This window comes from Sphingobacterium sp. Lzh-3, assembly GCF_046764375.1.
Taxonomy (GTDB): domain Bacteria; phylum Bacteroidota; class Bacteroidia; order Sphingobacteriales; family Sphingobacteriaceae; genus Sphingobacterium.
The window spans coordinates 854,846-874,446 of record NZ_CP177226.1; the positions used below are offsets into that span (position 1 = coordinate 854,846).

Sequence of the window (19,601 nt, forward strand, 5' to 3'; positions counted from 1 at the left end):
CTAATTTTTTGTTTTTCACGCCGCGAATATGCATGATTCAACTTAAGTTCACATGTCATTACATGAAATTTTATAGGTTTTGCTGATAAGTAGTTGTTAACATAAAGGTTGTTGATTACAAGTTAATTAACATTGTTATTAACATTTTAGCTGAACTGTTTTTGGCCAAAATGCCTAATTTTGAAAAAATAGGAAGTCCGCTACGTTTTTAACAAAAGATCTGCTCTATACTAGAAAGTTAACATGTTTATTAACAATTCTTGGGGCGTTTTTTTACAAATGCCAGGCGGAGTGCAAAGCTTCCCGAAAAATTAACTTGATTCATTCGAGTTATCGAAAAAGTAGAACGACATAGACGGAAGGTAATCCATTCAAACCGGATTACTTTCCGTCAATATAGGTGCAGGATTCAATCCATGATGCGATTGAGATGTAACTGTGGCGAGATCGCCAGTTTCAAAGGTATAACAAATAGAGATTGCAAAAAGATAGCTATACAGCAATGAAAAAGATTATATTTTCTACTATCTTGTTGAGTATGATAGTAAGTTCTACAACCCACTTATATGCGCAGTCGAACGATTTAATAAAAAAATTAGATCAAAAAAGTTTACACATTGCCGCACACCGGGGCGCTCATCTGGAGCAACCTGAAAACTCAATTGCTGCTATCGAGGAGGCCATTCGGCAGGGGGCTTCCGTGGTAGAGGTAGATGTAAGGGCAACCAAAGATGGTGTACTTGTGCTGATGCACGATAAAACAGTCAATCGGACGACAACGGGGCAAGGAGAGGTCGCCAAACAGACCTATGCCGAGCTTCAACAGCTTCACTTACGCAAAAAGGCGAATGGTGAAGCTTCGGATCATGTTATACCAACCCTATCGGAAGCTTTGCGCGTTGCAAAGGGAAAAATCCTTGTTGACCTCGATTTTAAAGAAGATCGCAAAGAGTTTATTAAGAAAACCTATGCGCTTGTTGAACAGGAGGGGATGGAAGACCAGGTACTATTTTTTCTTTACGATTACAAAGACATGCCCAAGATTTACAAACTCAATCCAACGATTACACTTTTTCCGAGGGCACGCAGCATGAAAGATTTAGCGGCCATACTAAAGATGAAATTAACCTCAATTGTCCATCTTGATGAATCATTTATTGATACCGAAAAACTTAATGCATTGCGCCAAAAGGGCATTTATTTTTGGATGAATAGTTTGGGGGAATATGACGACAAAACAGAACAGGAGGGAAAGAAAGCTTATCGATCTTTTTTGGAGAAATATCCTTTTGTACGTCTTATTCAAACAGATCATCCTAGTTTGTGGCGCGAAGTGCTCTCCGGCTCATAGTCTATTTTTATCTGTTTAGTTAAAAATGCTTGATTTTATTGTAGCAATATTGGTAAAATGATCGTCATCAAGATATAACTAATGGAAACCGTAATGAATAAATTATTTACTGGAAGTTTTGCTATCCTCTTTTTACTGACGAGCTGTAGTAAAGAAAATGAAGTGACTGTACCTATGAATTTTCAAAAACAGCTGGAAAGTTTTGAATGGAGCCCTATCGTGTCTGCGAAAGGGACGACAAACGAGCAATTGAAGCACAAACCGAAAGATTGTGAAAAGGATAATGTGTATACATTTACATTTGCTGAATCAGCGAATAAGTTCACTGTCAATCGTGGTAAAGAACTATGTGGGGATGATAAGTTGACATTTGAACGTTCGATTTTTGCTGAAGGACAGCATCGCGCATTTACCTATGATAAAGGGAAGAAAAGTATCAAGTTTGCTGATAGTGATCCTTACCAAAGTTATGAGGTACAGCTTGATGGTGATCTGCTCATATTAATTTCGCGCAATAATAATCCTGCAGCATACGCGGCACCAGTTGAATACTATTTCCAAGGTAAGCGAGTTGCTTCAACAAAATAAGTAGTATATTTCCTTTAACACTCAAAATAAAGACGGCTTGCCGTCTTTATTTTTTTTTCAATTCTATTTTGATGAAGTTGCAATTGAATATTTCACATTAATTTTTCTTTGTCTACCTGTTTTGTTGTTGCCCAACGTGCAAGAATGAATTTCGTGGATGTTTGCCATTTGCTCTCCTCTACTTCAGTACATAAAGTAGAACCTATGTTAGGTTGCTTAGATGAACGCTGTTCAAACCAATGCTGCCGCCCTATGATTATTAAAAGAATTAGGAATCAAAATTTAACTTGATTATTTAGGCTAAATCGTTAATTTAGTGGTTTGGAAACCGGTTGCATAGGTAATGTGAAATAATAAAACCGGATCCAATTAATGAAGAAAACTAGATAAATAATAATCCACTTATGAAAGTCCGTATATTACTTATGGCGGCAATGGCGACATTGCTCTGCCCACAACTTCAAGCCCAGCAATTGCCCTATAAGAACAGTACGTTACCAATTGAAAAACGGGTAAGTGATCTATTGGGAAGGATGACTGTGGAAGAGAAAGTCGGGCAATTGAGTAAATTGCTGGGCTGGGAAATGTATAGCAAAAACGGAAAGCAGGTTACAATCAGCAATAAATTGCGGAAGGCAGTAAAAGAACAGCATATCGGATTATTATGGGCAACCTTACGTGCCGATCCTTGGACACAGAAAACCTTGCTGAATGGCCTGAGCCCTGTAGAAGCTGCGCGCGCTACAAATGCGATCCAACGTTATATGGTGGATAGTACTCGACTAGGGATTCCATTGTTGTTGTCTGAGGAGGCGCCACATGGACATATGGCGATTGGTGCAACAGTGTTCCCTACCGCGATCGGACAGGCGAGTACATGGAACCCACGGTTGATTCAGGATATGGCATCAACAATCGCCATGGAGACTTATGCTGTGGGTGGTAAAAACGGCTACGGTCCTGTATTAGATTTAGCACGAGATCCACGTTGGTCGCGCACTGAAGAGACCTATGGGGAGGATCCCTATCTGATCGGTCAGATGGGAACTGCAATGATCCGTGGTTTTCAGGGTGAGAAGCTAGGTGAGCGTGATAAAATAATAGGAACTTTAAAGCATTTTGTAGCCTATGCTGCTCCAGATGGCGGTCACAATGGTGAGTCCGTATCGTTTGGAGAACGAAGCCTCAGACAATATTTTCTGCCACCTTTTGAGCGTGCTGTAAAATCAGGAGCAGGGTCGGTTATGACGGCATACAATAGCATTGATGGCATTCCTTGTTCAGCCAACCCTTGGTTGCTAAAAGACATTCTACGTAAAGACTGGGGATTTACGGGGTTTGTCGTATCGGATCTACTGAGTATATCGGGGCTCAATGGAGGGCATGCAACAGCAGCGACTGCAGAAGAAGCGGCTTCACAAAGTATACATGCCGGATTGGATGTCGATCTAAGCGGGACTGGTTATGGTTCAAATTTGCTTAAGGCTGTCCAACAGGGGCTCGTTGAACCTGCTGTTCTCGATACAGCAGTGGCCCGTGTACTGCGAATGAAGTTCAATCTGGGGCTTTTTGATCATCCCTATGTGGATGAAAAGTTGGTAGCCCAAAAAGTCGCTACGGTACAAAATAAGACGGTGGCAAGACAAGTGGCACGCGAGTCGATTGTTTTGCTTAAAAACGATCAGCATATCTTACCCTTAAGCAAATCGTTGAAACGAATAGCCGTTATAGGACCGAATGCCGACAATGCCTATAATCAGCTGGGCGATTATACTGCTCCACAGGCTGAAGGAAAAGTTCAGACCCTCTTGACGGGAATACGGGCGGCAGTTGGTAACAGTACCAAGGTCGATTATGTGAAAGGTTGTGCGATCCGTGATACAAGCAATTCCGATATTGCTGCCGCCGTCGCAGCTGCAAAGCAGGCCGATGCGGTGGTTTTAGTCCTGGGTGGTTCGAGTGCACGTGATTTTAAAACGTCGTATCAAGCAACTGGAGCGGCCAATGTGGATCCCAATACGGTAAGTGATATGGAGAGCGGAGAAGGATTTGATCGCGTTTCTCTGGATATGATGGGCGATCAGATCAAGTTGCTGAAAGCGATACAGGCAACCGAAAAACCAATTGTACTTGTTACGATTATGGGAAGGCCATTGAACTTAAATTGGGCAGCTGAACATGTTCCTGCGATCGTGAATGCCTGGTATCCGGGACAGGAGGGCGGCTTGGCTATTGCCGATGTATTGTTCGGTGACTATAATCCGGCTGGAAGATTACCGATTTCGGTACCTCGTTCGGTCGGCCAGCTTCCTGTACATTACAACCATACAAAACCTAAGCATCACGATTATGTGGAAATGTCGGCCAAACCATTGTATGCTTTTGGTTATGGGTTGAGCTACAGTAGTTTTGATTACTCCAATTTACAGGTCTCATTGAAGGAAGCTGGCAATGATTTTGCGTGTACGGTGTCCTTCGACGTGGCAAATAATGGCAAATTGGCGGGCGATGAAGTCGCTCAGTTGTATGTTGTGGATGAAGTAAGTTCTGTCGTGACACCTGTTATGCAGTTGAAGCGGTTTGAGCGTAAAAACATTGCCGCAGGAAAGAAAGAACGTTATTCTTTTCAATTGACCAAGGAGGACCTCAAACTTTGGAATGCAGGTAATGAATGGAAGACAGAAAAAGGCAGGTTTAAACTTTTGGTCGGCGCATCTTCCGATGATATCCGGTTGAAGGGAGCATTGGAATTAACGAAGGATTATTAATTAATCCTTCGTTAATTTATAGATATAGCTGTTATTTTGATAGGGAGCTTTTGTTAAAGTTAGATCGTTTCCATCCACTAAATAGGTGTAATTGTGATTCAATATTAAAGCCCAGTCAAAATCTGCTGTCCAAAAATTTTTATCTTTGAAAATAATTTGGTTGCCATTAATCTCATATGTACCTGAGCCACCTGCGGGAAATCTGTTTTTGTTTGCTGTACAAAAGAAACTGTCCGCTTTAAACCGTACAGTTACGTCTCCAGTAAAGGTTTGGTCCTGATTTTTATAGTTGACTATAAATTTTCCGGAATAACTTCCCTCGAGATACAGGTTTTGATTAGCAGCTTCCTTTGAGCAACCTACGCATACGATACATGCTAATGATGTTAATATTTTTGACATTGATCTCATAACTTGGTTTTTAGCATACAACGAAGTTACTGCCATTTTTGTTACAACTAGCATACTTATTTGAGCACAATATGCTTGATACTTTTCCTATTCCAGGTATAGGTGATGTGGATAAGACCGTTTGTGTCCTGAATAATTGTCGGATAAGAATACTCATCGTTCTTTACCCCATCTTCAAGAGTTAGGACATCTTTCCATTGTAAGCCATCCTTTGAGATGGCGACATGCAGTTTTGTGCGTCCTTCCCACCAGTCGTTGCCAGCGATGGCCGGATTGAAGACGATCATAAATAAACCATTATTTAAGCGGATGGCGTCGGTGGCTGAATTGGGATTAAGCAGGTTTGTGGCTTGCCAGGGGCCCCAGGTGAGGCCTTCATCTGCTGAGAATGCGGCCATCACCTTATTTTCTTTACTTCGACAGAGCACCTGAATGCGTCCATCCGCATGTTGGATCACACTTGGCTGAATAACCTGAATACTGGTATCGGGACGTATCGTACTGATGGACCAGGAACGACCATGATCGTGACTGATTTCCAGGTGTGCTTTCCAGATTTCTTCCTTGGACTCTGTGCTGGAAGGGGAGAGGAGCAGTCCGTTTGTCAAGGTGAGCGGTTTATTCTTGATAGGCCCCAATATACCTTCAGGCAATCGCTGCGGTGCAGACCAGCTCGTTCCTTTATCCAGCGAATGTTTGACATAGCCTTTCCATTCTCTGGGGTTGGGCCCTATTTTATAATACAAAGATAAGGTGTCACTGTGCGGGTATTGATAGAAGACAGGATTCCATGTAGGAAAGCGGTTGTCAGCAAGGATGCCATCTGCAATCTGTACAGGACGCTGCCACTGGCCGTTGCTATACAGTGAGCTCCAAATAACAACATCGGGGTTAGATTCATGTGTACCACCAAACCAGGCCGCCAATAAACTGTCTTTTCCGATGACTTGAATCGTGGAAGCATGGCATTGTTGGAATGGAACCTGACCTGTTTTAAAAATTTGCTCCGATACCAGGATCTGAGGTTTATACGTTGTACATGAGGATAGGAAAAGAAGGATAAATAGTGGAAATAGGTTGATTTTTTTCATTGGAATTTAAGGTTCTAAAAACCCCATAGTTTGTTGATGACTTATTTTCTTATTCCTGAGCAGAGGCTTTGGGAATATTGAGATGTTCAGGCTGTGATCGGTAAACAATGACCTTGTTAACTGATAAAATTCCGTTGGATTATATCCAACGGAATTTTATATTATTTGCTTTGCAATTGAATTGCAGTCGCATAACTAAATCGTGTACTAGGGCTTCTCAAGGTAATTTGGTTACCACGTTGAGACCAGTCCAATTTACCTTTATGACCCAAAATAGCGATTTTCTTTACGCTAAAATTATCAGGTACTTGAAAGACGTATTCATTGGGCTGTTGGTAAGTATCGCCTTCAGAAAGATGGAATACATTGACCACTTTACTGTCTTTGCTTCTAGTGTAGTAATAGTCACCTTGGTGATATGGAGCAATCGTACGTGTTGCAAACACAGCAGTTTGATTGATTTTCATCCAGGCTGCCAGTTCGTTCAAGCGATCGTATGCTGCCTGATCGTAATCTCCTGTAGGACCAGGGGCTATGTTTAAAAGGTAGTTTCCACCGCGGGAAATAATTTTTACCAATGTTTCAACAATCTTTTTGGTCGGTTTGTATTGGTCGTTGGGCACATAGCTGAACGAATTTCCCATAGTGATGCAACTTTCCCATGGAATATCCAAGGGATGTTCAGGAATGGCTTGTTCGGGTGTGACATAATTTTCCCAGTTTCCAGGTACTGTACGGTCGACAACGATAATGCCAGGTTGATTTTTTCTTGCCATGCCACCAATGCGGTCCATGTCAATATTCTGATCCATTTTGATCGTCTGTTGCCAGTCAACAGATTTATCGACAGTTTCTAAAGGGCGTACCTGGCCACCATCCAGCCAAAGGATATCAACTTTTCCGTATTCTGAGGTCAGTTCGTTGATTTGATTGTAGGTGAAATCTTTGAATTTTTGCCAACGGTCCGGATATTTTTTAGGGTCATAATTTACATTTCTGTCTTTTGGTGGAAAGTAGGACCACCAGTAGTAATCCGAGTGCCAGTCCGGTTTGGAGAAGTAAGCACCAATTTTAAAACCGTCATTGCGGAAGGTATTGAAGATTTCTTTGGTCACATTTGCCTTTGGGTTTGTGGAAAATGGCGTTTTGGAAGAAGTGATTTTATAATCCGACTCTTTGGTATCGAACATGGCAAATCCATCGTGATGTTTTGTTGTAAAGACGACATATTTCATGCCGGCAGCTTTTGCGGCATTGGCCCATTTTTGTGGATTGAAGTCCGTAGGATTAAAGGTGGTCTGTAGATTTTCGTAGTTCTGGAGGTATTCAAAATAGGTTTTACCATGTTCGGGTTTACGTTGGGTCCAGCCTTCATCTTCGGGACAGATACTCCAGCTTTCGACGATTCCCCATTGACTATAGGTACCCCAGTGCATGAAAAGACCAAACTTCATATCTTGCCATTGTTCAAGATTTTCAATCACTAAGGGATCAGTCGGTTTATGATAGCCAGCGGATACGTTGTGTGCCTGGCCGAACGCAAGTGTTGCGCTTGATACGATCAATGCGGAGGATATAATGGTTTTTAGTTTTTGCATAGATAAAGATAATGAAAATGACAAAAAGAAGGCCACCTAAGGTGGCCTTCTTAAAGATAGATGTAGTTTATGCGTTAATTAACATCCCAGAAGATTTTTGTTGTTCTGGTGTCTTTTGAGCGAACAGCTTCGTAGTTTTCGGAGTTGTTCGAAATTTCACCTGTTGGATATAAGAATCTTAACGGAGGTGTTGCGTAATTAGCTAGGCCAGCAGTTAACACCGTAATTTTAGGATAACCAGTTCTTCTATATTCTGACCAAGCATGTTGGGCTTGTAAAAATCCGTAATGCAGCCATTTCTGTGTGAGAATCAATTCCAGTTTAGCCGTAGAAGTTCCCGTATATTTAATTGTGGAAGTTTCAACAAAGTTATTGATTACCGCATCAGTTGGTTTCGTTTCAGCTTTCAACCCCTCATTTGCCATTAAATTATTCAGATAGTAATAAAATGATACAGATTGTTTAATAGCGATTTTGTAAGCATCTTGCGCAGTCGCATCATTTCCCCACCGCAGGTAAGCTTCCGCTTTGTTGAAATTTGTTTCTGAAGCTGTCATCACGATACCTGGAAGAAACTTGTTGTCGAAAAATGTAGCAGAATCCAAGACAGCATATTTCTGATAATTTGTCAAGATCTCATTTTCTGTAAATGTGATTGGCATTGCATTGTACTCCTTGTTTGGTGTAAATACTTTATCTTTTGTTACACCGAACTTATCATAGAATACAGGGATTCTAGGATCGTTGGCAGGTTTCATCACCTTATTCAACATGTAATCAGTTGCATATTGATTATTACCTTCTGTCAGCGCGTCTCTTAATGTTGTTGTATTTGTTGTAAGAGGCTGTAGAAGAATGTCTGAATTTACTGCACTGTAATTAGCATTATTATCGCCATCCACTAACGGGTAATTCTTTGGGTCGTTAAGCATTTCTAAAACCTCTGTTTTTGCTTTACTTTCATCCACATTAGAAATTCGCATTAATAGGCGTAAGCGTAAAGAGTTTGCGTAGCGTCTCCATTTATCTGTAGAACCTTTACTTAAGATGTCATACTTACCAAAATAGGACGTAGTTTTCGCAGTGGAAAAATAGGTGTTTATTGCTTTTAAATCTTGGATAAAGGCGTAGTAAAGTTCTTTTTGATCATCAAACTTAGCTTTTTTAATGGTCCCATTTGTGGGAAGGCTACCTGCTTCTGAGAATGGAATATCACCAAAATTATCGATTAATTTGGATGCCTCATCATAGAGGACTACTTTTGCCGCTTGTAGAAAAATTTCTTGATTAGCTTTTTCAGTAGCAGGTAATGCAGTATATGCGACTTCCATTTTTCTATAAACACCTAATACGCCTGGTGAATAAAAATCTTTCCAATAATCGTATGAATAGCTATCATTAGGCTGATACATGTTATTTGAAGGAATAAAAGAAGAGGTTTGCGTATATATAGACTGCCTTGATAGCAGAAAAGTCCTATAATGCCAATATGATGGTCTAACTCGATCATTATTTAGTATGTCGGTAAAAAAACCAGGAATACTTGCCTCTGTTGTTTGATCCGGATTTTCAAAAGCATTCTCTAATTGGGATTTACATCCTGTAAAACCCAAAGTAGAAAGCGTTAAGAATAATAGTATATAAAGTGATTTATTCATGATTAATAACAATTAAAAATTAGCGTTCAGTGAAATACCAAAACTTCTTGTTGCTGCATTCGATCCAACGTCTACGCCCTGTGACCACCATTGGTTTCCAACTGGAGATTCTGGATCTATATTTTCAAGGGTTCTGTAGAAGTAAAATAAGTTTCTGCCCAACAATGACACTCTTACGTTATTCAGTTTAAGTTTTTGAGTGACTGAAGACGGAATACGGTAGCTAACTGATAGTTCACGCATTTTTATGTATGAATTGTCATATACAGCGCCCTTCTCTGTCCACGAATCTGCTCCCCAAGCAAAGGTATTCATATAGTACTCTGCTGCGCTTAGATGAACATCATTTTTTGCTCCTGTATTTTGGTTTACTCCATCCAAGGTAATTCCTGTTTCTCTATAGTCAAGCGTGTTTTCATAGGCACCAGTTCCCATTGCATATTTTTGGTTTTCAGAAACCATTTTTCCACCGAAACGATAATCGACTGTGAAATCTAAAGCCCAATTTTTATAATTAAAGGTATTGGTCATACCGCCAATCGCTTTCGGTAATATATTGCCGACTTGTTTGTACTTTGTTTTATCAATAACGTAGTAACCTTCGTTGGAAATTAGGTTGTTGCCATGCTCATCTTTTGCAATATCATAAACGTAAATATTGCCTAATTTTTCTCCTTCTTTAGCAACAATTCGTAGTGAATTTTCGTCAGCACTGTAGAAAGTAAGTTCATTAACTCCAGGTGTCAATTTCTCTAAAACAGATTTGTTGAACGAGTAATTTAATCGTGTATTCCAAGTGAAGTTTTCACGTTGAATAGGTGTTCCTGTAAGCGATACCTCTAAACCATTATTGGCTACACGACCGACGTTAACGATTTGTGTTGTCGCACCGGTAGAGGCTGGTGTTGTTAACCCTAGGATTTGGTTTTTGATGTAATTGTCGTAATAACTGATATCTAACCCTAATCTATTTTTTAGAAATTTGAGCTCCAATCCGAACTCCCATTCATATTTAGTTTCTGGCATTAATCCCAAGTTACCGTAGGCAGCACCATAAGTTAAGGAAGGAACGGATCCATTAATTGATGCAATGGCAGATTGGGAGTTTGCAATATTAGCGGCATAAATAGGTGCATCATTACCTACTATTCCATATGAAGCCCTTAGTTTTCCAAAATTGAATTTTTCAGACTTTAAGCCGAAAGCGTCGCTGAAAATAAAACTTCCACTAACAGACCCATATTGATAGTTGTTGTTAGCTGTTGGTAAAGTTGAAGAATATTCGGACCTAAATGTTCCGTCAAGGTAAGCAAAGCCTTTATAGCCGATATTGGCCATTCCAAAGTAAGCGTACTTTAATTTCTCTTTTCGCTCGTTCGAGGTTGTTAATTGTCCATAGCTATTATTTAGACTGAACCAGTTTTCTGTAACTAAACCACCAGCAGTGGCTGAAGATTGGTCGTCGTAATTCTCTTGTCGAGATTGAAATCCGGCACTCACACTATAATCCCAATCGGTGTTAATCTTATTTGCATAGGTCATCAAGATATCACCGTACAATATAGAATAGTTCCCTTTTGATGTCTCAAATCCTCCGGAACTACTGCCTGAGGAGTTATAACGAGTAGCATATTCGTTATATTTTTTGTTCGTAATCGCCGCGGATGTAAAATCGTTTCCTATTCTACCTCTAAGTTTCAAATGATCAACAATATTCCAATTCAGGGTTGCACTAGTCAACAAACGATTTTCTGTTTCGTCGTAACTATTTTTGTATTGAGACCAGAAATAATCCAGCAAATTGTATGGACGAATCGTATATTTAAAATCCTCATCACGTCCCGTTCCGAATGCGGAATACTTATATCCATCTGTTGTTTGGTATTTCTCCTTAAGGACAGACATGTCTTCAGTGCGGCTGAAAAATCCCCCAAAATTACCTAATACCTGTCCCAATAATTGTGAACGATTATGTGTATTGGTATTGGTGTAATTTGCTACGACATCCAATGAGAGGTTATCGTGCATTTTTACAGAGCTATTTAGGTTAAAGGTATTTCTATTTTGCTTCGAACCGGGGCTTGTGCTTTTATAGTCCATCCTTGTGCCGCTCAAACGATAGTTCACTTTTTCGGTTTGATTGGAAATCGCAAAGTTGATATTAGAATTGTAACCAGTATCAAAAATATCTCTATAGTTGTTTTCGCGTGCTTCGTATTTTTTAGTTGAACCATCCCACCAGCTTACCTCTTCGCCAGTAAATTTTGGACCAAAGTTACCGTATGAACGAAAGTATGGACGTCTTCCCGATGGAGAATTCGCATCCGCAATCCAGCCTTCTTCAGTGGCACCATTTGCTAAATTGGTTGCGGCATCATAACCGGGGCCATAAATGTTTTGAAATTTAGGTAAGAAAGCTGCGCGCTCCAAAGATCCAGTATAATTGAAATCGACTCCTAAGCCTCTACCTTTAATTCCTTTTTTAGTAGTGATTACTATAACTCCACTAGCCGCGTCAGAGCCATAAAGTGCACTAGCCGCAGATCCTTTTAATATTGACATACTTTCAATGTCGGCCGGGTTGATATCTAACATACCATTACCACGTATACGTTGATCATCCCAATAGTTGTTGTTATTGGAACCCTTGCTTCCATATTGTTCATCATTCCGGATAATTACACCGTCAACGACATACAATGGCTGACGCTGATAATTAAGTGAGTTAATTCCGCGTATTTGAACATTCACAGCACTAGAGGATCCTCCTGGAGCAGTTGTTATCTTTACCCCAGAAGCTTTACCATATAATGCAGATCCAAAGTTTGTATTTCCAGCTTTTGTAATCTCATCAGCTTTAATCGTACTCACAGCGTATCCGAGTGCTTTTGATTCACGCTTAATACCCATTGCGGTTACGACAACTTCTTCCAAGGCAGAAGCGTCTGGAGATAAGGATACATTAATCGTTTTAGTTTGACCAACTACAATTTCCTGTGGTTTGTAACCTACGATAGAAATCCGTAGAGTTTCACCTTGTGCGGCCTGGATAGTAAATGATCCGTTAGTTCCTGTCTGAGTACCTCTTGTTGTTCCTTTTACAGTAACGGTTGCGCCAGAAATAGGTCCATTGGCATCTGAAACTTTTCCAGTAATGCTTTGCTGCGCGTAGAGTGATGTAGCACTAAAGAGTGTACATAACGCTAATCCTGCAGTTCTTTTGTAAAATAGACTCATGTTTTAGGTATTTGTGTAAATGTGTCAGTTAATTGTACTGTTTATTAATTTATCATGGCTTAATGCAGTGTGCTTTAAACTTGACGTGTTTATTTTTAATAGATGTAAAAGTTTATATAATTTATGTTTCGCAATCGGTTGCGCATTTCGTGTATTTATTCTTTGTATAATATCTTATGATTGCATTAAAAAGTTATTCCTCGGTATTTTTAATGATATGTTATAATATCATCGTTAGTATGTTTTTCTCCTGAATTTTCATGAAGGTACTTTTCTTAATGTGATTCAGTATTAGCGTTTATGATGTTAAAGATATGTAGTCTTTCTGTTAAGTTCAAAATTCTTTTTAAATTTTTTAAAAAGTATTACTCAGATATTTATTTTTAGCTATAATGTTGGTATATCTTTTTTAATATCAATGTTAATTGTAACAAAGAATATGATTAAAACTCAGTTTTTACTGAATAAACCAGAGATTGTTCCTATAGCAGATTATATGGTTATTTTAGCGCTGGCATCTTTTTCAGGTAGTTAAATAGTATCTAATAAGCGATTGATGTGATGTTCAACAACCAAGGCCGTTGTTCCTCGTTGTTGAGCTGTCTTATGTAGCGTTGAGATTTCGATTTTGGTCATCCTGGCAATCCTTGGAATGCTGAACTCATTAACTGCGTTTTGGATCTGTGGCATTAATATATTTCCGATCTCAGCTCCTCTTCCGCTTATAATGATCTTGTTTGGATTGAGTATATGTAATAAAGTAGATATTCCCTTTCCAATCATAAATCCGATTTTCCCAATTTGGTAAATAACTAATTGATCACCAATCTTTGCAGCTTCTATCAAGGCGTCACTCTTATTGCTCATTGTTTTTATCAACGTGCTATAAATTGAGTATTCACCTTGTTGGATCGCAATTTCAGTTTGATCGATAGCCGATTTTAAAGAGGCTTCGACTTCAAGGCATCCTCTTTTGCCGCAGGAGCACAAACTATTTGTATTGGATAATGGGATATGGCTAAATTCACCGGCGAAACCCGTTGCTCCTGTAAATATTTCGCCATTGATAATAATACCCAATCCTACTCCCCAATTGAGGTTGATCACCAAGGTATGCGTACTATCAATTCCACCGCCGAATTCTTTTTCAGCCCAAGCGACGCTTCGCGAATCATTATCAATAACGGTAGGTATTTCTAGTGCTGTCTCAATAGTTTTTTTGAGGTAGTGGAGTGGGTTTTCTTCGGCATATGAATTGTTAACACCTGTATTCATATTCACAAATCCTGGCATGCTGATACCAATACCTATAATCTTTTTACTATCGATATGATGTTTTTCAATAAAACTCTTTAACTGTGTGAGAATGTTGATTCCGGCTAGTGGATCAACAAGATCCAGTTGAATATCAATCTCTTCCTGTAGAATCTCTTGCTGTAAATTACTTAGAAAGATCGATGTATAGAATTGGTCGATCGAAATGCTAACAATGAAATTGTCCAAGTCGTCATTTAGGGAATATAATGCCGCCCGTCGCCCTCCCGTTGAGGCTGCTAGTCCCCTGTCAACAATGATATTTTGTTCCAGTAATTCATTGATAGCCTTTGTAACAATAGGTGTGCTTTTTGCGAGACTTTTGGATAAGCCAGCAATGGACTGTTCTTTTAAATAATACAGACAGATCAGGATTTTCTCCCTTAATTCCATATAATAATGAGTGTTTGTTAGTGAGACTCCCTTAGAGTGTGCTAAAGATATGTTATTTTTAGATTAAGAAAAAATAACTTTTTAAAATTTTTAAAAAGTTTAATGTTTTTAATAAGTGTTTTTAAATAGTTTTCATTGCTGGAAGCAAAAAAAAAGCGCCCCCATTAATCGGGAGCGCTTTTAAGCGAAAATTTTATCAATTAATTGACATCCCACCACATTTTTGTAGTTTGCCATTCTTTGGCGAACGTTTGCCCTTTGGTAGCCTCTAATGTATTATCTCGGTTGTATTGATACTCTTTATCTGCATAATTAAGTCTGTGAATATAACCGAATTCATTTTCATAAAAATTGTTGTCAACTGTAGATTTTGGCGTTGCATCTGTTTGTCGTGCAAGTGCCCAAGCTTCGTAAGGTTGCCTAAAATTATCTAACCACCGTTGTGCATAAATTAATTTCAATGCATTTGTACTGCTTAAACTTGCTGAAAATGCTACTTTTGGATTCGACAGAATAGTATTTAGCTGCGCGTTAGTCGGTAGGGAAGTAGGTTTATTTTCTTTCCATACTACGCTTTTCATGGCCATTGAGGTCCAGAAATTGATTGATGATTTAACACCATTTTCGTATTCTGTTTTGGCTGCGGCCATGCCGTTCGCGTTGCCGATACCTTTTACTGCCGCTTCGGCTTTTAGGAAATAAACTTCGGCAGCTGTGATAATCAATTCTGGGATATTTTTATCACGGCCGAAATAATAATTGAAGTTAGAAATCAGGTTCCCGGCTCCCTTATTTGACCAATCATCATCTCTTCTTCTATTGTATGGCTCACCTCCGTCTGACATTGCTTGATTTTGTGGTTTGGCCACCCACTCATTTTTTGCATTTGTTTCAAAATAGATTTTTGCACGTGGGTCAAAAATGCCAGAACCATTTACATTATTATTGTCGCTAAGCATATTCCAGGCGGTACTACCCATACGTAAATAGATCCCGGCATGGAATGACCACTCGCGCCATTCGCCGGTAAAATTTTGGACAGCGGGGGTCAAGCCTATGTTCTCTGTGTTTTCCAGGAGAGGTAATGTCAGCGCTTCTTTGATATGCGTTGCTGCCACTGTAGCATTGGCATCATTCATACGGAGCGCATAGCGTAAGCGTAGGGAGTTACCAAACTTTTTCCAAAGTGCAATATCGTTGTTGAGCATGGACTCTGAGGAGCCAATATTAATTTGATCGGCGGAAGTACTTAGTGTGGCTACTGCAGTTTTTAAGTCATTCAACAAATTTTCATAAATGCTTTTTTGGCTATCAAAAACGGGTCTGTAATTTGTTGGGCCTTGATCTGCCATGCCGGCTTCTGAGTAGGGGATGTCACCAAATATATCAGTCATTTTGAAAGTCTTATAAGCCTTCAAAATTGTTAACATAGCTTGTACATTTTGATATTTCGATTTGTCAGGGGATTCATTAATCATACGATCGGTCAGACGAATCGAGATCAATGCTCTATAGTAATTTTCCCACAATTCGTTCGAGGCATTTTGCATGGAATAGCCCGAATTACCTACCGTTGTGCCCAGTTGTGTTACCGGATAGATCCAGGTATTGGCTGTTGCCTGCTCTTGTGCACCAAGCTCGATGCTGGCTACCACACCGTTAAAGAGACTTTTGACATCTGCTGTCTGTGCATCCTTCCATGGTGCGTTCATTTCGTCGAAGTCTTTGGTACATGACGATACCATTGCCGTTCCAAGGATTAATGAACTATATACGATTGATTTAAAATAATTTCTTTTCATGATTTCCGAATGTTAAAATGATGCACTTATGCTAAATCCTAAAGAACGGACTCCTGGAAGAGCGCCAAATTCAATACCTTGCGCATTACCAATACCATTGACAGCTTCTGGATTTAAATTATCCGGTAGGCTGGTGTATAGATAGAATAAATCGCGACCGATCAACGAGGCGGACATTCCTTGGAAGAATTTTGTTTTTTGAACGACCGATTTTGGAATTTGATAGGTCAATCTAACCTCACGTAATTTGGCCCATGAGTTTTCTAACACAGCCAGACTACGTGGCATCGGTATATTAGACCATGCTGCATAAGAACCGGCGTATTTCCACATGTAGTGGACAACATCCTTGTTCTCGGAACCATCTTCAAAAACACCATTAAGAATAACACCATGATTTGCTTTGGTTCCGTCGGGATAAGTATATGCTAAACCACCGCCATCTCTTTCCAATAAGGTTTCCGGAGCTAATCCATTACCCATCGCAGTGGAATAGCTTCCACTCCAGATATCTCCACCCCATTTGAAGTCAACAAGTGCATAGAGTGAGAAATCTTTGTAACGAAGGTTTGTGCCTAACCCGCCCGTTAATTTTGGATTCGCATTTCCAATGGGTACTTGATTGGTCGTCACTTTGTAGCGCGTACCCGTAGGGTTACCCTGTCCGTCCAACACACGCTCAACAATTGGCTGACCAGTTTTCTCATGGTATGCAAAGTCTGTTCCATAGATAGTTCCAAAATTGTCTCCAACTTTAACTTTCATCGTAACACCCTCATTTCCGAACATTTCATCTAAGTAGTATTCGTCAATACCTGGAGCCAACTTAACGAGTTTATTTCTGTTATGTGCACCGTTAAGCGTTAAATCCCAGGAGAAATCCTGTGTTTTGATCGGAGTGGCTCTTAATGTAAATTCATAACCTTGGTTTTGAAGCTCTCCAGAATTTGTCCGTACCCCTGTCACACCGGATGATGGAGCGACATTTAGGTCGATAATCTGATCGGTTGAATTAACTTTGTAATAGGTAAATGTTAATCCCAAACGGTTTTTCAAGAAGCTCAGGTCTGTTCCGATCTCATAGGATGTAGAGCGTTGGGGTTTCAATAGATCTACAGGAAGTAGATTGTTGGAAATTTTTCTCAGGGCTTGACCATTGAATGTTCCGGTTGCGTAGATATAGGATGTTTGATAAGGTTTGGTTCCGATTGCACTTTTTGCGAATGCAGCACGCAATTTACCATAATCTAACCAGCTGGGTTTGTTGTTCCACTTCTCTGTGAAGACATAACTCAATGAAGCTGCCGGGTAGTTATAACTCCTTGTTTTGCTCGGTAACGTTGAAGCCCAGTCATTTCTAAATGTTCCTTCGAAGAAGAGGAAGTTGTCATACGATATGTTGGCAATACCGAAGAGAGAGTTAATCTGTTGTTCCATTCGCTCCTCAACAGGGATAAATCCGGATACGGAACCCGTTTTGTTTATATTGGCAAGATAAAATAAAAACGGATCATTGAATGGGCCTGCGTTGAATCCCTGTATTCCGCGGTAATTTGATTTCCATGAACTGGCACCTGCCGAAATACTTCCACTGAATTTAGATCCATTTAAATTATCTTTATGTGCCGTCGCTAGGAAATCGAGGTTACGATCAGTGGATTTATAGAGTTCATGTCCATATTGCCCTTGCAGTCCTTCTTTATCGGTAGGATAGTATTTCTTGTCAAATTCATCCGAAGAGAAATTTCCGGAAGCTCTACCCATTAAGGTCAGCCAGTCTGTTAATTCTGCATTTAACTTGACGGTTCCTAAGAGCTGGTCGCGATTTAACTCTGTATTATTCATGAAGATATTCCAGTATAAATCTTTTCCATAGCCGCCATAGGGGTATCCCATATTGTAAACTGATCCATCCAATAAGTTCTTGCTGCCGTCAGCATTGCGGTAAATATCCTTTTCAAGATTTTTATAATCTCTAGACATACCGTATGTCGAAAATTTACCCCATGAGTTGTTGCTATTCCCTACATCTGGAGAATTCAGGCGGTAGTAATTAATGTAACTAGCAGAAACATCCGCGGTAACTTTTTTAGATATTTTGACGTTGGTTCCTAAGTTGAAGGTGTTGTTATTAAAGTTACTATTGGGAATAATGGAGGTGTTATTTTGGCGGGTGTAGGATAGACGGACACTTCCGAGGTCATTCGCACCACTGAAGGCAACATTATGGGTTTGGGTATTTCCTGACCGGTAAAATGATTTGATATTATCGGGCTGAGGAGAATAGTTCCGTTTTGTTCCATCCCACCATAGGATTTCTTGACCTTTCATTTCAGCTCCCCAGGAGGCGCCTGTACCATACCAGCTAAAATAATCCCAGGTGTTTTTACCACCGGGTACCGCACCATGGCTTAACCATTTTTGATCCGTAATATTGGTGCCCGACCAAGGGTCTGCGCCTGGATATCTCACTTGGCCTTTAGCATCCACTGGCAGAGTAGGTACGGCTGAATAGAGTGCAATTGCGCCGCCGTAACCATATTTATTCTGCATGTCTTGGTAGCGATAAGGATCATTCGAACGGAAGGAATAGTTATAATCAATTCCGAGCCCCTCTTTTAGCTTTCCTTTCTTTGTCGTGATCAGGACTACACCATTACCACCACGTGCACCATATAAAGCAGCGGCAGTAGGCCCTTTAAGGACACTGACTTCATCAATATCATCTGCATTTATGAAGTTTAGTATGGATCCCCAATCCTGATAAGAACCATTTGCTTTGGTGATATCATTTCCTTTGCTAGTAATTTGATTGTTATCTATCGGCATTCCGTCAATAACGTATAACGGTTGGTTTGCTCCTGTAAGCGAAGCTGCACCGCGTATCACAACACGTTGTGATCCACCCTCAACCCCATTTGACAAACTGATGTTCATACCGGATACTTTTCCCATGAGTCCAGTAGCCACGGTAGGTGCATTGGTTTGTGTCAGTTCTTTTCCACCGACTTTTTGGACGGAATAGCCGAGCGATTTGGCTTCGCGTTTGATTCCCAGTGCGGTAACAACAACTTCATCCAGGGTAGAGTCATCGTTGGAGAGGATGACATCATAATTTGTCGTGTTTGTTACCTGGATTTCCTGTGGTTTATAGCCTACAATTGAGATCCGTAACGTTTCACCTTGACTAGCTCGGATGGAGAAAGTTCCGTTATCGCTGGTTTGTGTTGCCCGGTTTGATCCCTTTACTGAAACAGAGACTCCAGCGATAGGTCCGTTTGCATCCCTTACCGTACCGGTGAGAGATTGCTGTGCGTATAGCGATGTAACACTAAAGACAGTGTACAGTGCTATTCCTGCAGCTTTTTTTTGAAATAGACTCATAGAATA

At 40.1% G+C, this 19,601-nt stretch carries 11 protein-coding genes; 3 read left to right on the forward strand and 8 right to left on the reverse strand.

Annotation, left to right across the window (positions count from 1 at the left end; translation table 11 throughout):
* The first annotated feature begins 502 nt into the window (after positions 1-502).
* The 3 genes from ACLCDV_RS03480 to ACLCDV_RS03490 all read left to right on the forward strand — a co-directional run bounded on the left by ACLCDV_RS03480 (position 503) and on the right by ACLCDV_RS03490 (position 4,707).
* Entirely contained in the window at positions 503-1,351 is an 849-nt protein-coding gene (locus tag ACLCDV_RS03480) for a glycerophosphodiester phosphodiesterase family protein (protein ID WP_411972917.1), read from the forward strand.
* Positions 1,352-1,444: 93 nt separating this feature from the next.
* On the forward strand, positions 1,445-1,939 hold the full coding sequence (locus tag ACLCDV_RS03485) for a hypothetical protein (RefSeq protein WP_411972918.1): 495 nt from the start codon (positions 1,445-1,447) through the stop codon (positions 1,937-1,939).
* A 404-nt stretch (positions 1,940-2,343) separates the two neighbouring features.
* The gene (locus ACLCDV_RS03490) at positions 2,344-4,707 is read left to right on the forward strand and encodes a glycoside hydrolase family 3 N-terminal domain-containing protein (protein WP_317668429.1); all 2,364 of its coding nucleotides are present in this window, start codon (positions 2,344-2,346) and stop codon (positions 4,705-4,707) included.
* Here ACLCDV_RS03490 and ACLCDV_RS03495 read toward each other — a convergent pair whose 3' ends face one another.
* From ACLCDV_RS03495 to ACLCDV_RS03530, 8 genes are all read right to left on the reverse strand, one after another.
* The gene (locus tag ACLCDV_RS03495) at positions 4,708-5,109 is read right to left on the reverse strand and encodes a hypothetical protein (protein WP_317668428.1); all 402 of its coding nucleotides are present in this window, start codon (positions 5,107-5,109) and stop codon (positions 4,708-4,710) included. It lies immediately after the preceding gene.
* 65 nt (positions 5,110-5,174) lie between these two features.
* A complete protein-coding gene (locus tag ACLCDV_RS03500; RefSeq protein ID WP_411972919.1) occupies positions 5,175-6,209 on the reverse strand; it encodes a sialidase family protein in 1,035 nt (344 codons plus the stop codon).
* Between the two features lie 161 nt (positions 6,210-6,370).
* Complete coding sequence (locus ACLCDV_RS03505; RefSeq protein ID WP_411972920.1) at positions 6,371-7,807, reverse strand: alpha-L-fucosidase; 1,437 nt, start codon at positions 7,805-7,807, stop codon at positions 6,371-6,373.
* 74 nt (positions 7,808-7,881) lie between these two features.
* On the reverse strand, positions 7,882-9,465 hold the full coding sequence (locus tag ACLCDV_RS03510) for a SusD/RagB family nutrient-binding outer membrane lipoprotein (RefSeq protein WP_411972921.1): 1,584 nt from the start codon (positions 9,463-9,465) through the stop codon (positions 7,882-7,884).
* A gap of 12 nt (positions 9,466-9,477) precedes the next feature.
* The gene (locus tag ACLCDV_RS03515; RefSeq protein ID WP_317668424.1) at positions 9,478-12,702 is read right to left on the reverse strand and encodes a SusC/RagA family TonB-linked outer membrane protein; all 3,225 of its coding nucleotides are present in this window, start codon (positions 12,700-12,702) and stop codon (positions 9,478-9,480) included.
* A gap of 531 nt (positions 12,703-13,233) precedes the next feature.
* On the reverse strand, positions 13,234-14,409 hold the full coding sequence (locus ACLCDV_RS03520) for an ROK family protein (RefSeq protein WP_317668423.1): 1,176 nt from the start codon (positions 14,407-14,409) through the stop codon (positions 13,234-13,236).
* 200 nt (positions 14,410-14,609) lie between these two features.
* Positions 14,610-16,211, reverse strand: coding sequence for a SusD/RagB family nutrient-binding outer membrane lipoprotein (locus tag ACLCDV_RS03525; protein WP_317668422.1), 1,602 nt, complete (start codon positions 16,209-16,211; stop codon positions 14,610-14,612).
* A 12-nt stretch (positions 16,212-16,223) separates the two neighbouring features.
* Positions 16,224-19,595: a SusC/RagA family TonB-linked outer membrane protein gene (locus tag ACLCDV_RS03530; protein ID WP_411972922.1), complete on the reverse strand. Its 3,372-nt coding sequence runs from the start codon at positions 19,593-19,595 to the stop codon at positions 16,224-16,226.
* Positions 19,596-19,601 lie beyond the last annotated feature (6 nt).